13 protein-coding genes are annotated in these 14346 nt (G+C 71.7%); 8 read left to right on the top strand and 5 right to left on the bottom strand.

Annotated features, from left to right (window positions below; all coding sequences use genetic code 11):
* Positions 1-78: 78 nt before the first annotated feature.
* From groES to ABTZ58_RS15675, 3 genes are all read left to right on the top strand, one after another.
* Positions 79-387, top strand: coding sequence for a co-chaperone GroES (groES, locus tag ABTZ58_RS15685; protein ID WP_053135717.1), 309 nt, complete (start codon positions 79-81; stop codon positions 385-387).
* Positions 388-503: 116 nt separating this feature from the next.
* On the top strand, positions 504-2129 hold the full coding sequence (gene groL / locus ABTZ58_RS15680; protein ID WP_351355879.1) for a chaperonin GroEL: 1626 nt from the start codon (positions 504-506) through the stop codon (positions 2127-2129).
* A 169-nt stretch (positions 2130-2298) separates the two neighbouring features.
* Positions 2299-3354 (top strand): hypothetical protein, encoded by a 1056-nt coding sequence (locus tag ABTZ58_RS15675; protein ID WP_351355876.1) that lies wholly within the window; start codon positions 2299-2301, stop codon positions 3352-3354.
* Positions 3355-3415: 61 nt separating this feature from the next.
* Here the strand turns inward: ABTZ58_RS15675 and ABTZ58_RS15670 are convergent, their stop codons facing one another.
* The 3 genes from ABTZ58_RS15670 to ABTZ58_RS15660 form a co-directional block, all read right to left on the bottom strand.
* A complete protein-coding gene (locus ABTZ58_RS15670) occupies positions 3416-4123 on the bottom strand; it encodes an ester cyclase (protein WP_351355873.1) in 708 nt (235 codons plus the stop codon).
* A gap of 562 nt (positions 4124-4685) precedes the next feature.
* Complete coding sequence (locus ABTZ58_RS15665) at positions 4686-5459, bottom strand: SDR family NAD(P)-dependent oxidoreductase (RefSeq protein WP_351355870.1); 774 nt, start codon at positions 5457-5459, stop codon at positions 4686-4688.
* Positions 5460-5553: 94 nt separating this feature from the next.
* Positions 5554-6222, bottom strand: coding sequence for an MOSC domain-containing protein (locus ABTZ58_RS15660; RefSeq protein WP_351355867.1), 669 nt, complete (start codon positions 6220-6222; stop codon positions 5554-5556).
* A gap of 90 nt (positions 6223-6312) precedes the next feature.
* Between ABTZ58_RS15660 and ABTZ58_RS15655 the strand changes: the two genes are divergently transcribed.
* A complete protein-coding gene (locus ABTZ58_RS15655) occupies positions 6313-7209 on the top strand; it encodes a LysR family transcriptional regulator (RefSeq protein WP_351355864.1) in 897 nt (298 codons plus the stop codon).
* 75 nt (positions 7210-7284) lie between these two features.
* Here ABTZ58_RS15655 and ABTZ58_RS15650 read toward each other — a convergent pair whose 3' ends face one another.
* Entirely contained in the window at positions 7285-7614 is a 330-nt protein-coding gene (locus ABTZ58_RS15650) for a WhiB family transcriptional regulator (protein WP_351355861.1), read from the bottom strand.
* 380 nt (positions 7615-7994) lie between these two features.
* Here ABTZ58_RS15650 and ABTZ58_RS15645 point away from each other — a divergent pair, with 380 nt between their 5' ends.
* The 4 genes from ABTZ58_RS15645 to ABTZ58_RS15630 all read left to right on the top strand — a co-directional run bounded on the left by ABTZ58_RS15645 (position 7995) and on the right by ABTZ58_RS15630 (position 12566).
* Positions 7995-8606, top strand: a complete 612-nt coding sequence (locus tag ABTZ58_RS15645; protein ID WP_003948568.1) for a response regulator transcription factor — start codon at positions 7995-7997, stop codon at positions 8604-8606.
* A gap of 490 nt (positions 8607-9096) precedes the next feature.
* Positions 9097-9684 carry a sigma-70 family RNA polymerase sigma factor gene (locus tag ABTZ58_RS15640; protein ID WP_030233658.1) on the top strand — a complete coding sequence of 196 codons (588 nt, stop codon included), beginning with the start codon at positions 9097-9099 and terminating at the stop codon, positions 9682-9684.
* A gap of 149 nt (positions 9685-9833) precedes the next feature.
* Entirely contained in the window at positions 9834-11336 is a 1503-nt protein-coding gene (gene guaB / locus ABTZ58_RS15635) for an IMP dehydrogenase (RefSeq protein WP_351355857.1), read from the top strand.
* A gap of 105 nt (positions 11337-11441) precedes the next feature.
* Positions 11442-12566, top strand: a complete 1125-nt coding sequence (locus ABTZ58_RS15630; protein ID WP_309097240.1) for a GuaB3 family IMP dehydrogenase-related protein — start codon at positions 11442-11444, stop codon at positions 12564-12566.
* 355 nt (positions 12567-12921) lie between these two features.
* Here the strand turns inward: ABTZ58_RS15630 and ABTZ58_RS15625 are convergent, their stop codons facing one another.
* Positions 12922-14130 carry a nucleotide sugar dehydrogenase gene (locus ABTZ58_RS15625; protein ID WP_351355854.1) on the bottom strand — a complete coding sequence of 403 codons (1209 nt, stop codon included), beginning with the start codon at positions 14128-14130 and terminating at the stop codon, positions 12922-12924.
* Positions 14131-14346 lie beyond the last annotated feature (216 nt).

Here is a 14346-nt window from a genome sequence, read left to right as displayed (position 1 = left end):
CACCCGCGACGACGGATCCACCTGGTCGCCACCTCAGACAGTTAACCCCGTGAGATCTCCGAAGGGGGAGGTCGGATCGTGACGACCACCAGCTCCAAGGTTGCCATCAAGCCGCTCGAGGACCGCATCGTGGTCCAGCCGCTCGACGCCGAGCAGACCACCGCCTCTGGCCTGGTCATCCCGGACACCGCCAAGGAGAAGCCCCAGGAGGGCGTCGTCCTGGCCGTGGGCCCGGGCCGCTTCGAGGACGGCAACCGTCTTCCGCTCGACGTTTCCGTCGGCGACGTCGTGCTCTACAGCAAGTACGGCGGCACCGAGGTGAAGTACAACGGCGAGGAGTACCTCGTCCTCTCGGCCCGCGACGTGCTCGCGATCATCGAGAAGTAATTCACCCCAAGCACCTTGCTTTGAACTGCGCCCCTGGCCCCCGCGATCGATAAGAAGCCGGGCGTCCAGGGGCGCAGTGCCGTTACCCCAGATTCCGGAAGAGGGCTCACGCTCCCATGGCGAAGATCCTGAAGTTCGACGAGGACGCCCGTCGCGCCCTCGAGCGCGGCGTCAACAAGCTTGCCGACACGGTCAAGGTGACGATCGGCCCCAAGGGCCGCAACGTCGTCATCGACAAGAAGTTCGGCGCCCCCACCATCACCAACGACGGTGTCACGATCGCCCGCGAGGTCGAGATCGAGGACCCGTACGAGAACCTCGGTGCCCAGCTGGTCAAGGAGGTGGCGACCAAGACCAACGACATCGCGGGTGACGGTACGACCACCGCGACCGTGCTCGCCCAGGCGCTCGTGCGCGAGGGCCTGAAGAACGTCGCCGCCGGCGCCTCCCCGGCCGCCCTGAAGAAGGGCATCGACGCCGCCGTCAAGGCCGTCTCCGAGGACCTGCTCGCCTCGGCCCGCCCGATCGACGAGAAGTCCGACATCGCCGCCGTGGCCGCGCTGTCCGCCCAGGACCAGCAGGTCGGCGAGCTCATCGCCGAGGCGATGGACAAGGTCGGCAAGGACGGTGTCATCACCGTCGAGGAGTCCAACACCTTCGGCCTGGAGCTGGACTTCACCGAGGGCATGGCCTTCGACAAGGGCTACCTGTCGCCGTACTTCGTGACGGACCAGGAGCGCATGGAAGCCGTCCTGGACGACCCCTACATCCTCATCACGCAGGGCAAGATCTCCGCCATCGCGGACCTCCTGCCGCTGCTGGAGAAGGTCATTCAGGCCAACGCCTCCAAGCCGCTGCTGATCATCGCCGAGGACGTCGAGGGCGAGGCCCTGTCGACCCTGGTCGTCAACAAGATCCGCGGCACGTTCAACGCCGTCGCGGTGAAGGCCCCCGGCTTCGGCGACCGCCGCAAGGCGATGCTGCAGGACATGGCCGTCCTCACCGGCGCCACGGTCGTCTCCGAGGAGGTCGGCCTCAAGCTCGACCAGGTCGGCCTGGACGTCCTCGGCTCCGCCCGCCGCGTCACCGTCACCAAGGACGACACCACCATCGTCGACGGCGCCGGCAACAAGGAAGACGTGCAGGGCCGCGTCGCCCAGATCAAGGCCGAGATCGAGACCACGGACTCCGACTGGGACCGCGAGAAGCTCCAGGAGCGCCTCGCGAAGCTGGCCGGCGGCGTGTGCGTCATCCGCGTGGGTGCCGCCACCGAGGTCGAGCTCAAGGAGCGCAAGCACCGTCTGGAGGACGCCATCTCCGCGACCCGCGCCGCGGTCGAGGAGGGCATCGTCTCCGGTGGTGGCTCCGCCCTGGTCCACGCCGTCAAGGTCCTCGAGGGCAACCTCGACAAGACCGGCGACGAGGCCACCGGTGTCTCCGTGGTCCGCAAGGCCGCCGTCGAGCCGCTGCGCTGGATCGCCGAGAACGCCGGCCTGGAGGGCTACGTCATCGTCTCCAAGGTCGCCGAGCTCGACAAGGGCAACGGCTACAACGCCGCCACCGGCGAGTACGGCGACCTGATCAAGGCCGGCGTCATTGACCCGGTCAAGGTCACCCGCTCCGCCCTGGAGAACGCCGCCTCCATCGCCTCCCTGCTCCTCACGACCGAGACCCTGGTCGTCGAGAAGAAGGAAGAGGAGGAGCCGGCCGCCGCGGGCCACGGCCACGGCCACGCCCACTGAGGCATGACGGCTGAGGGCTGACGGCGTCGGCCCGCCCGAGCCCGAGCGAAGGCCCGGCACCCCGCAAGAGGGGGTGCCGGGCCTTCGCCGTGCCGCCCCCCGGCCCGGGAACCGCGCCGGGGCCGGAAACTGTCTACCCCCACAGCAGTCGGATCATCAGGGGGCAGGAATGGACCAGGCGCTGTACGGGGAACGGTCCCGCAACCCGTTCGCGCGAACGGTGGGGCTCTCCGAGGACGGACTCCGCAGGGGCGGCAGAAGGACCCCGCTGGACGAGCTGAACCTCGCCGCCATGGCAGAGACGTTCCTGCGGGACCGCTGGCTCGGCGGCGGGGGCACCGAACGCCCCCTCGGGGCGCTGCCGCAGGGCCCCGGCCTCGTCCCGGTCACCCGCGTGACCGGCACCACCACCCCCCTGAGGACCCGTCACGCCGCCGACTTCGCCCAGGCCCTGGGCGAACTGGCGGTACGCCGGTGCGGAGGGCCGGACCACGTGGCCGCTCTCGCCGCGCGGGCCCAGGCGGAGGGCGTGCCGCTGTGGATCGCGCGCCGCCACGCGCCCGGCCCCGCCGGGCCGGTGACCGTCGCCGTGGACCGGCGCTCGGTACGCGTGGACGTCTGGGGTCCGCACGCCCCCGCCGTACGCCTGCGGGCACCGTACGGCTACCGCCCCGACAGCGCCGACCGGTCGGGCGGCCTGGTCATGCACGTCGGCGACCTCGGCGCACGGCTCGAACTGCGCAAGAAGGCGCGCAAGTCCAAGAGCAAGGTCGAGATCGGCCTGCCCGACCGGGTCTGGACGCTGCGCCGCGAGAAGGCCGACAGCTCGTGGCTGCTGCGCGACGAGCAGCGGGTCGCGCTGCTGACCCGCCCCTCCCGGTGGCCCGGCCCGCCGCCCGGCTCGGTGCTGCTGCCGCTGGCCGAGGTGCACCACGAGAGCCCCGACCCCCTGGACGCCGTCATGGCCCACGCGGTCGCCGTGTCCTTCGGTCTCGGCGACACCACGGGCCTGGCCAGGTTCCGCGCGGTGAGGCGCCGCCGGGAGACGGAGGAGGACCTCTGGGACCGCCCCTGGTTCAGCAACCTGGGCCGCGACCGCGACGACAACGAACCGGGCGGCGGCGACGGCTGGGGCAGTGACGGCGGCGACGGCGGCGACGGGGGCGGCGGCGACGGCGGCGGCGGCGGTGGGGACGGCGGCGGAGGGGGCGGCGGAGGCGACTAGGCGCCCGGCGACGGCCTCGGCCCCAGTACGGGTCCCGGTCCGCCGCGTCACTCCGCTCGTGTCACAGCTCGGTGGGCTCCAGCGCCCCCAGCTGCTGCATCAGCCCCAGCCGGTCGTACTGCCACCACCCCTCGGCGAGCTTGCCGTCCGGCGTGCAGCGGTGGACGGTCGTCCCGGTCATGGTGACGTCCTCGCCGGTCGGCGGGATGCCGAGGAACTCGCCCGTGTGACGCCCGTGGAAGGTCCACCGGGTGCACACCCGGTCGCCCTGCGCCATCTGGTCCTCGATCGTGAAGGAGAAGTCGAACCCGCCGCGCCAGACCTCCACCTCCCGCCGCACCGCGTCGAGCCCGATGACGTCCTGCACGTCGGCGGGGTCGTGATCGTGGTAGTCCTCGGCGAACACGTCGTTGAAGGGCGGTGCGTCACCCTGCCCGGGCGCCAGCTCGAAGAACCGGCGCGCGGTGGCCGCGTAGAGCTGCTCGTCCCGCACCACGTCGAGGTCCGTGAACGTCGGCGTCCCGTCGCAGAGCGCCACCATCTCCTGGAAGATCCGGTCGGTCTCCGGAAGCCCGGAGTTGCGCATCGCGTCCTCGTACGACGGGAACTCCACGATCTCCACGATGTGCGAGGCGTCGGACCGGTCCTTCGCCACCACACTGTGCGTCGCGGTCCGCTTCCCCTTGGTCTGCTCGACCCACCGGTCCATCAGCCGGTTCATCTCGTCGAGCCGGCTGGTCCTGCATTCGATGAGCTGTACGAAGGTCATACGCGCCCCACCTCCGGCCCCCCTGGGTCCGGCTGAACAGCACCATTGTCCCCACGTGGGCCGTCCGTCGCCTCCTGGCGCTTCGGCCGTCACCGGCGACCACAGTCCGCAGGATCGCCCCCCCGCCGAACTGGTCGGCCGCGAGCGATAACTCCCGGAGCTGACGAGCTTCTGCACCGCCGGCTCCGGCCCGGCGTACGCCTGGCGCGCCTGTGAGCTGACCCCGCGCCCCGGCTGGGAGAGCGATCAGGCGGTTCTGGTGAGGTTCCTGGTGGAAACCTGAGGTTCCTGGTGGAAACCGGCCAGCCCGCCCGGGACGAAGCCCTGGCCCGTGCACTCGGCGTGGCCGACGCCCGGCACGCGGACGCACCGTCCTCCGGCCTCGTCCGCGCGTGGGTGGCGCTCGCCCCCGTGGCCGAGCCCGCCCGCGGCCGGGCCCTGGTCGCCCGGGCCCTGCGGCACGAGACCCTGCGGGAAGTCCTCCCGGCCATCGTGCGCCTGGAGCCCGATGCCGTACCGCTCAACGTCGGCGCGTTCGGGCGGCCGGTGCCCCGGGACCGGCCTACTGCGGCCCGTACTTCCGCCCCGTCCTGGACGACACCGCCCCCAGCACCCCCCGCGGCACCAGCTTCGCCGCCCCCATCAGCGCCTTGTACCGGGGGTCCGGGATGGACAGCGTCTTGCCGCGGGCCAGGTCGTGCAGGGCCGCCGCGACCAGCTTGTCCGCGTCGAGCCACATCCAGCCCGGGATGTTGTCCGTGCCCATGCCGGCCCGCTCGTGGAACTCGGTGCGGACGAAGCCGGGGCACAGCGCCATCAGGCGTACGCCGCTGCCGGCCAGGTCGCGGGCCACGCCCTGGGTGAACTGCACGACCCACGCCTTGGACGCGCCGTAGGTGCCGCGCGGTACGAACGCGGCCACCGAGGCGACGTTGACGACACCGCCGCGGCCCCGCTCGCGCATGGCCTCCGTCGCCGCCGACGTCAGCCGCAGCACCGCCTCGCAGTGCACCTTCAGCATCCTCAGCTCGTCGGCCAGGGGGACGTCGAGGTAGCGGCCCTTGTTGGCGAAGCCGGCGTTGTTGATCAGGAGGTCGACGGGGTTCCTGCGGTCGCCCAGGCGGTCGGCCACCGCCTCGATGCCCGTGTCCTCGGCGAGGTCGGCCGTCAGCACCTCCGCCTCGATGCCGTGCCGGTCGTGCAGTTCGGTCGCCTGGTCCCGCAGCCGTTTGGTGTCACGCGCGACCAGCACCAGGTTGTGCCCGTCGGCCGCCAGTCGCCGCGCGAACGCGGCCCCGATGCCTGCCGTCGATCCCGTAATCAGAGCCGTTGTCATGGCAGAAGGGTAGTGACCTGGAGTGCGTACATCCGCTTGCCCGCGGGCCCGCCCCCGGTGAAGGGTCCGTGGAGACGGGCCCGGTGAGCGGCTGTCAGCTCCCGTACTTCTCGGCGTACTCCCGCGCCGCCCGCAGCGCCTCCGGGTGCAGTGCCTCGCCCGCCGCCAGCAGCCGGGGCAGCAGCGTCCGCTCGGTCGTCACCGCCCGGAACTGCAGGGCGACCGTCACGTCGTGGCCGGGACGGTGCACGACCTCGATCGCGTCGCCGGCCCGGATCTCGCCCGGCTCGATCACCCGCAGATACGCCCCGGGCGCGCCCCGCCGCGTGAACCTCTTCACCCAGCCCTTTTCGCCCAGATGGCCCTGGAACGTGCGGCACGGAATGCGCCCGCAGGTCACTTCCAGCACCACCTCGGGGCCGATCCGCCAGCGCTCGCCGATCCGCGCGCCGCAGACGTCGAGGCCCGCCGTGGTGAGGTTCTCGCCGAACGCGCCGTCGGCCAGGGTCCGGCCCAGCTCGCGCTCCCACTCGTCGAGGTCCTCGCGCGCCATCGCGTACACCGCCTGGTCGTCGCCGCCGTGGTGCTCCAGCTTGCACACCGCGTCCCCGGCGAGCCCGCTCCCGCCTACGCCCTTGGGCCCCGGCGCGGCCACCCGCACCGGCCCCGTCACCGGCCGCTTGTCGATCCCCGTGACCCCCTCCGGGTTGTCCGTGTACGGCACAGCCTTCGCACGTCCCAGATTCACCGACAGAAGCTTCATGCCCGCACGGTAGGGGACCCGGCCCCAAAGCGTCGACGCATTATTCGGAGGAGATCCAAAGCCTCGCTTATCGTCGCTTATCCTCGAAGGGTGATCGAAGCTCGTCATCTCCGTGTCCTGCGCGCCGTCGCGGCCACCGGTTCCTTCTCCGCGGCGGGGCGGGAGCTGGGCTGCACCCAGCCCGCCGTCAGCCAGCAGATGAAGGCGCTGGAAACGTCCGTCGGCACCCCGCTGCTGATCCGCACCGGGCGGGAGATGCGCCTGACCCAGGCCGGTGAGGCCCTGGTGCGGCACGCGGCCGGGATCCTCGCCGGGCTCACCGCCGCGGAGGAGGAGGTCGCCGCCATCGCGGGGCTGCGCGCGGGCCGGGTCCGGCTCGTCTCCTTCCCCAGCGGCAGCTCCACGCTCGTCCCCACCGCCCTCGCCGCCCTGCGCCGGGCCCACCCCGGCACCCGTGTCTCCCTGGAGGAGGCCGAGCCGCCGGCCTCCGTCGGCCTGCTGCGCGAGGGCGACTGCGACGTGGCCCTCGCCTTCCGCTACGAGGGCGCCGCGGGCGCGGAAGAGTGGGACGACCTCGTCGTACGGCCGCTGCTGTCGGACCGGCTCGTGGCGCTCGTGCCGGAACGCCACCGGCTCGCGGGCGCGGAGTCCGTCGCCATCGGCGAACTCGCCGAGGAGCCGTGGATCGCGGGCTGCCCGCGCTGTCGCGGCCAGCTGGTCGAGGTGTGCGCGGCGGCCGGCTTCACCCCGCGCATCGACTTCGCCACCGACGACTACCCGGCGGTGGTCGGCCTGGTCGGCGCCGGCCTGGGCGTGGCCGTACTGCCCCAGCTGGCCGTCGAGTCCGTACGGCCCCGGGGTGCGCGCACCGTGACGCTGGAGCCGGCGGTGCGGCGGGAGATCGTCGCGCTCACGCTGCCCGACCTCGCACAGGTCCCCGCGGTCGCGGCCACGCTCGACCAGCTGGCCCGGGCCGCCCGCCGCTAGCCACGCGTAAACCGGTGGCACGCGCGCCAAAAACCAACGGCACGCATGCGCGTGCCTATGAGCAGAAACGTTCCTTCAGTTGTTCGAGGCGGTGTGCCCGCCGGATGTCGTCGTCGACACCAGCCGGTTGCGCGCCCGCCCCATCAGCTCTTCACGCTCGTCCTCGGTCAGCCCGCCCCACACGCCGTACGGCTCTCGCACCGCCAGCGCGTGGGCGGCGCACTCGGCGCGCACCGGGCAGCGCATGCAGACCTCCTTGGCCGAGTTCTCGCGAGCACTCCGAGCCGCACCGCGTTCGCCCTCCGGATGGAAGAAGAGCGAGCTGTCCACCCCCCGACAGGCAGCCAGCAGCTGCCAGTCCCACAGGTCCGCGTTCGGTCCGGGAAGGCGGGAGAAATCTGCCATTACGTGACCCCTTGTAGCCGTTCTTGGCGGATCCGGTGTCCACGACCGTACAACTACGATCTAAGGAGATGAAAATATGACTCATTGCGAATCTAGCTCCAGACACTGCCGAAGCGGAAGAAATGGGTCTGAATGGGGCATAGGTTGTGATGAAAGTTCGAGGGTGTGGAGCGCATATCTGCACCGTGTTCGTGCCCTCACGTAGAGTGCCGAAGATGGCAGCCGGCCCCGTAACTCTTTCGAGTGACCGTCGTTGAGAGTGCGAGGCGGTTGAAGGAACAAGCGCTCGGGCAGGCGTCCGAGACGGTCGACCGCACAGGTGACGATTTCGTACCAGCCTGGAGGCTCAAGGTGACGCGCATCAGCTGCGGAGGGCGGCCATGACTTCCGTCCTCGTCTGCGACGACTCCCCGCTTGCCCGAGAGGCGCTCCGCCGCGCGGTCGCGACCGTGCCCGGCGTCGAGCGCGTGACGACGGCAGCCAACGGCGAGGAAGTCCTCCGCCGCTGGGGTGCCGACCGCTCGGACCTGATTCTGATGGACGTACGCATGCCCGGACTGGGCGGCGTCGAGACGGTCCGGCGGCTGCTGTCCGCCGACCCCGGTGCGCGCATCATCATGCTCACCGTCGCCGAGGACCTGGACGGCGTGGCCCTCGCGGTCGCGGCCGGGGCCCGCGGCTACCTGCACAAGGACGCCTCCCGCGCGGAGCTCCGGGCCACGGTGACGCAGGCCCTGGCCGACCCGACCTGGCGGCTCGCCCCGCGTCGGCTGCGCTCGGCCGAGATGGGCGCCGCTCCCACGCTCACCGCGCGCGAGATCCAGGTGCTCGAAGGCATGAGCCACGGTCGCTCGAACGCGGAGATCGGCCGCGAGCTCTTCCTCTCCGAGGACACGGTCAAGACGCACGCCCGGCGCCTGTTCAAGAAGCTGGGCGCCTCGGACCGGGCCCACGCCGTGGCGCTCGGCTTCCGATGGGGTCTGGTGCGCTAGGGCCTGTCGTTTGGATCGGGCCGGCTTCGGCACGCGGCCTCCGGCGCGCGCCGGAGAGCGGGGGCACACGGATGCCCCCGCGCGAGCCGCACCCGCGCGTGCGGGAGCCGGCGGCCGACGGCAGCGCCGATGGGGGTTTCCTTCCCCGGCCCGGGCGAGGTCGAGAGCCCGGGCGGACGCGGGCGAGGATCCACGTCCCCGGGACGATCCGAACGGCAGGTCCCGGCAGCGGCCCGGCGGGCCGCAGCGATCGCAGTGAGGGCGTGGAACGCCAGGTGGGCGGGGGTGGACCGGCGGTCCGCCGGGTGCCCGCTGCTCGTTTCGCCGCGGATGCCGCATCCTTGAGGGTGTGGAGTTCCTCGGGGACGAGTCGGTCGAGCGGAAGGGGAGGGCGCAGGGGATGAGTTCCGGCGCACCTGCTCATAACGCTTCGGTGCACAACAACGGGCGCGGTGCCGCGGACCCGGCGGCCGCAGGGCACCATGGACCGATGCGCGACGACGAGGCGGTCCATGCCCAAGGGGCGATCGGCGCGCTCGTCCACCGCGCCGTCGACGGAGACGAGCAGGCCACGCACGACCTGCTCGCCCACGTCCACCCCCTGGCGCTGCGCTACTGCCGCACCCGGTTGTCCCGCCTCCCGGGCGACGCCCGGCACTTCGTGGAGGACCTCGCCCAGGAGGTCTGCGTGGCCGTGCTCCTCGCCCTGCCGCGCTACCGGGACACCGGGCGCCCCTTCGAGGCGTTCGTCTTCGCCATCGCCGCCCACAAGGTCGCCGACCTGCAGCGCGCCGCGATGCGCCACCCCGGCTCGACGGCGGTCCCCTCCGACGAGATGCCCGAGCGGCCCGACGACTCCCTGGGGCCGGAGGAGCGCGCCCTGCTCAGCAGCGACGCGGAATGGGCCAAGAAACTCCTGGCCAACCTGCCCGAGAACCAGCGGGAGCTGCTGCTGCTGCGGATCGCGGTGGGGCTGACGGCCGAGGAGACCGGCCAGATGTTGGGAATGTCACCCGGCGCCGTCCGGGTGGCGCAGCACAGGGCGTTGAGCAGGCTGCGGGCACTGGCCGAGCAGTAGGCCTGCGACAGCCCTTCGTTGAACAGGCGGTGCGCCGCTTCCGTAGGAACATACGAAGCCCGGTGCGGGCCGGAACCGTGGAATGAGACAGCGCCGCTTCCCGTTAGCATGGACATCCGCACCGATCAAGGCCATTTGGGGAAGGTGTCATGACTGCCAACGTCGACGGAGTGCCCGGTAAATTCGCGACACTCGGGCTGACCTACGACGACGTGCTGCTGCTGCCGGGTGCATCGGAAGTGCTCCCCAACGCGGTCGACACCTCGTCCCGCATCTCCCGCAACGTCCGGGTCAACATCCCGCTGCTGTCCGCCGCCATGGACAAGGTCACCGAGTCGCGCATGGCGATCGCGATGGCCCGCCAGGGCGGCGTCGGCGTCCTGCACCGCAACCTGTCCATCGAGGACCAGGTCAACCAGGTCGACCTGGTGAAGCGGTCCGAGTCCGGCATGGTCACCGACCCGATCACGGTCCACCCGGACGCCACGCTCGGCGAGGCCGACGCGCTGTGCGCCAAGTTCCGCATCAGCGGCGTCCCCGTCACCGACGGCAACGGCAAGCTGCTCGGCATCGTCACCAACCGCGACATGGCCTTCGAGAACGACCGCACCCGTCAGGTGCGCGAGGTCATGACCCCCATGCCCCTGGTGACCGGCAAGGTCGGCATCTCCGGCCCCGACGCCATGGAGCTGCTGCGCCGCCACAAGATCGAGAAGCTGCCGCTGGTCGACGACGCGGGCATCCTCAAGGGCCTGATCACGGTCAAGGACTTCGTCAAGGCCGAGCAGTACCCGAACGCGGCCAAGGACTCCGAGGGCCGGCTGATCGTCGGCGCCGCCGTGGGCGCCAGCCCCGAGGCCCTGGAGCGCGCCCAGGCGCTGGCCGCGGCCGGTGTGGACTTCCTGGTCGTCGACACCTCGCACGGCCACAACAGCAACGCCCTCAGCTGGATGTCGAAGATCAAGTCCAGCGTGAACGTCGACGTGATCGGCGGCAACGTCGCCACGCGCGACGGCGCCCAGGCGCTGATCGACGCCGGTGTCGACGGCATCAAGGTCGGTGTCGGACCCGGCTCGATCTGCACCACCCGCGTCGTCGCCGGCATCGGTGTCCCGCAGGTCACCGCCATCTACGAGGCGTCCCTCGCGGCCCGCCCGGCCGGTGTCCCGCTGATCGGCGACGGCGGTCTGCAGTACTCCGGCGACATCGGCAAGGCCCTGGCCGCCGGCGCCGACACGGTGATGCTGGGCAGCCTCCTCGCGGGCTGCGAGGAGTCGCCGGGCGAGCTGCAGTTCATCAACGGCAAGCAGTTCAAGTCGTACCGCGGCATGGGCTCGCTGGGTGCGATGCAGTCCCGCGGCCAGGGCCGGTCGTACTCGAAGGACCGCTACTTCCAGGCCGAGGTCGCCTCGGACGACAAGCTCGTGCCGGAGGGCATCGAGGGCCAGGTGCCCTACCGCGGCCCGCTGGCCAACGTGCTGCACCAGCTCGTCGGCGGTCTGCGCCAGACCATGGGCTACGTGGGCGCGGCCACCATCGAGGAGATGGAGTCCAAGGGCCGCTTCGTCCGCATCACGTCGGCGGGCCTAAAGGAGAGCCACCCGCACGACATCCAGATGACGGTCGAGGCGCCGAACTACAGCCGCAAGTAGCGGCCAGGCCTTCCGAGGGCGGCCCCGGGGCATCCGGGGCCGCCCTCGGCGTGCCCGTCGGCGATACTGGAAGACGCTGAAACGCATCAGGGAAAGGCCACCAACGTGACTGAGATCGAGATCGGGCGCGGCAAGCGCGGCCGCCGGGCGTACGCCTTCGACGACATCGCCGTCGTCCCCAGCCGCCGTACGCGGGACCCGAAGGAGGTCTCGATCGCCTGGCAGATCGACGCCTACCGCTTCGAGCTGCCCTTCCTGGCCGCTCCCATGGACTCGGTCGTCTCCCCGGCCACCGCCATCCGCATCGGCGAGCTCGGCGGCCTGGGCGTGCTGAACCTCGAAGGCCTGTGGACCCGCTACGAGGACCCGCAGCCGCTGCTCGACGAGATCACCGGTCTCGACGCGGAGACGGCGACCCGGCGCCTGCAGGAGATCTACGCGGCCCCCATCAAGGAGGAGCTGATCGGGCAGCGCATCAAGGAGGTCCGCGACTCCGGCGTCGTCACCGCCGCCGCGCTCTCCCCGCAGCGCACCGCCCAGTTCTCCAAGGCGGTCGTGGACGCGGGCGTGGACATCTTCGTCATCCGCGGCACGACGGTCTCCGCCGAGCACGTCTCCGGTTCGCACGAGCCGCTGAACCTGAAGCAGTTCATCTACGAGCTGGACGTCCCGGTGATCGTCGGCGGCTGCGCCACGTACACCGCCGCCCTGCACCTGATGCGCACCGGCGCGGCCGGTGTGCTGGTCGGCTTCGGCGGCGGCGCCGCGCACACCACGCGCAACGTGCTCGGCATCCAGGTCCCCATGGCGACGGCGGTCGCCGACGTCGCCGCGGCCCGCCGCGACTACATGGACGAGTCCGGCGGCCGGTACGTGCACGTGATCGCGGACGGCGGTGTCGGCTGGTCCGGCGACCTGCCCAAGGCGATCGCCTGCGGCGCGGACGCGGTGATGATGGGCTCCCCGCTGGCCCGCGCGACCGACGGCCCGGGCAAGGGCCATCACTGGGGCATGGAGGCGGTGAACGAGGAGCTGCCGCGCGGCAAGAAGGTCGCCCTCGGCACGGTCGGCACGCTGGAGGAGATCCTCACGGGCCCGTCCCACACGCCGGACGGTTCGATGAACCTCTTCGGCGCCCTGCGGCGGGCCATGGCCACGACCGGCTACAGCGAGCTGAAGGAGTTCCAGCGCGTCGAGGTGACGGTGGCGGACTCGCAGCACCGGCGGTAGTCCGCGCGGCGTCCCACGTCGAGAAGGGCCTGGTCACTCGGGGGAGCGGCCGGGCCCTTGCGCATGCCCGAGTGGCTTGGCCGGGGCGCTTGTTGCCGCGAGGGGGCGCACGGTTGCCTTCGGGCCGTTCGGTCGGTGAGGGATGGTTGTGAGCCGCTGATGTCCGTGATCGGCGCCCCGGTTCTTCGGATGGTGAGCGGCCGCCCCCACGAGAACTAGGGGCGGACACTCCGTGATCCATCCAGGAGCCTGCCGCAGTGGCCTCTGCGGTGGGCTCCGCCTGTTTCCGTAAGGTGACCGGGCCGGGTGCCGCGTGCCAGCAGTCCCCCGGCTGCCGCACCTCGCGCGCCCCCCTTCACAACCGGTGCGCCGCCCCCGTCGGGGCCGCTCCCCGCGTGTCCAGCAGGAGCTGGGCCTTCACCGACAGGCCCTGGAGGTCGTACGTGCGGTGCTGCTGGAGCAGGATCGTCAGGTCCGCGTCGGCCGCTGCCTCGTAGAGGGAGTCCGCGCGGGGGACGGGGCGGTCCAGGACGCTCCAGGCGGGGACGTGGGGGTCGTGGTAGCTGACCGCGGCGCCCAGTTCCATCAGGCGCTGGGCGATCTCTCGTGCCGGGGTGCCCTGGAGGTCGGCGAGGTCGGGCTTGTAGGTGACGCCGAGGAGGAGCACGCGCGCGCCCCGGGCCGACTTGCCGTGCTCGTTGAGGAGCGTGGCGGCGCGCTGGACGACGTAGCCGGGCATGCGGCTGTTGACCTGCTGGGCCAGCTCCACCATGCGCAGGCCGCGGCCGGCCCGGCCGGTCAGGTCCTGGGGGACGGAGTGGCCGCCCACGCCCGGGCCCGGGCGGAAGGCCTGGAAGCCGAACGGTTTGGTCTCCGCGCAGCGGATGACGTCCCACAGGTCGACGCCGAGGTCATGGCAGAGGACCGCCATCTCGTTGACGAGGGCGATGTTCACGTGCCGGTAGTTCGTCTCCAGCAGCTGCACGGTCTCCGCTTCTCGGGGTGCACGCGCGCGTACCACCTTGTCCGTCAGCCTGCCGTAGAACGCGGCGGCCGACTCGGTGCAGGCCGGGGTGAGGCCGCCGATGACCTTCGGGGTGGTGGCGGGCGTGACGTCGCGGTTGCCGGGGTCGGCGCGAGTGGGGGAGTACGCCAGGTGGAAGTCGCGGCCCGCGCGCAGGCCCGAGCCCTCTTCGAGCAGCGGCCGCAGGAAGTCCTCCGTCGTCCCCGGGCGCACCGGCGACTCCAGGATCACCGTGGTGTGCGGGCGCAGGTGCGCCGCCAGGGTGCGGGCGGCGGCCTCCAGCTGGCCGAGGTCGAGCGTGCCGTCCGCGCCCGGCGGGGTCGGCGGGCAGAGCACCGCGGTGCGGACCCGGCCCAGCTCGGCCGGGTCGGTGGCAGGCCGGAAGCCCCCCGAGAGCATCCGGCGCAGCTCGGCGGGGCTCAGCGAGCCGGCCTCCGGGCCGGTCCGGTAGCCCAGGGTGGGGATGCCTGCGGCGACGGCGGCCTGGGCCAGGGGCAGGCCGTACGGGCCGAGTCCGATGACGGCGAGATCTGCGGGCATGGCGTGGCCGTCCTTCCCGATAACCGAAGTGGGACAGGTGCGCAAGCCCTGTGGACAGGACGGGCGAGCGCAATGTCAGACTAGGAGTAAATATGACCGATATGCGGGATTGGTCGGCCGAGTTTCGGTGAGTGTTCCGTGACCGTTGTCCACAGGCTGAGGGCCCGTGGTGGCTGAAGTCGGGCAACCCGGTGAGAATCTGGGCAGGGGGATACG

Source organism: Streptomyces sp. NPDC094143 (assembly GCF_040303825.1).
GTDB lineage: Bacteria > Actinomycetota > Actinomycetes > Streptomycetales > Streptomycetaceae > Streptomyces.
This window is presented reverse-complemented; position numbering and strand designations above follow the sequence as displayed.

Excerpts from the sequence above, each read along its gene's own strand:
- ABTZ58_RS15665 (WP_351355870.1), bottom strand. The coding sequence starts at position 5,459 with ATGACAACGGCTCTGATTACGGGATCGACGGCAGGCATCGGGGCCGCG.
- ABTZ58_RS15670 (WP_351355873.1), bottom strand. The coding sequence starts at position 4,123 with ATGACCTTCGTACAGCTCATCGAATGCAGGACCAGCCGGCTCGACGAG.
- guaB (WP_351355857.1), top strand. The coding sequence starts at position 9,834 with ATGACTGCCAACGTCGACGGAGTGCCCGGTAAATTCGCGACACTCGGG.
- ABTZ58_RS15650 (WP_351355861.1), bottom strand. The coding sequence starts at position 7,614 with ATGGCAGATTTCTCCCGCCTTCCCGGACCGAACGCGGACCTGTGGGAC.
- groL (WP_351355879.1), top strand. The coding sequence starts at position 504 with ATGGCGAAGATCCTGAAGTTCGACGAGGACGCCCGTCGCGCCCTCGAG.
- ABTZ58_RS15625 (WP_351355854.1), bottom strand. The coding sequence starts at position 14,130 with ATGCCCGCAGATCTCGCCGTCATCGGACTCGGCCCGTACGGCCTGCCC.
- ABTZ58_RS15675 (WP_351355876.1), top strand. The coding sequence starts at position 2,299 with ATGGACCAGGCGCTGTACGGGGAACGGTCCCGCAACCCGTTCGCGCGA.
- ABTZ58_RS15640 (WP_030233658.1), top strand. The coding sequence starts at position 9,097 with ATGCGCGACGACGAGGCGGTCCATGCCCAAGGGGCGATCGGCGCGCTC.
- ABTZ58_RS15660 (WP_351355867.1), bottom strand. The coding sequence starts at position 6,222 with ATGAAGCTTCTGTCGGTGAATCTGGGACGTGCGAAGGCTGTGCCGTAC.
- ABTZ58_RS15645 (WP_003948568.1), top strand. The coding sequence starts at position 7,995 with ATGACTTCCGTCCTCGTCTGCGACGACTCCCCGCTTGCCCGAGAGGCG.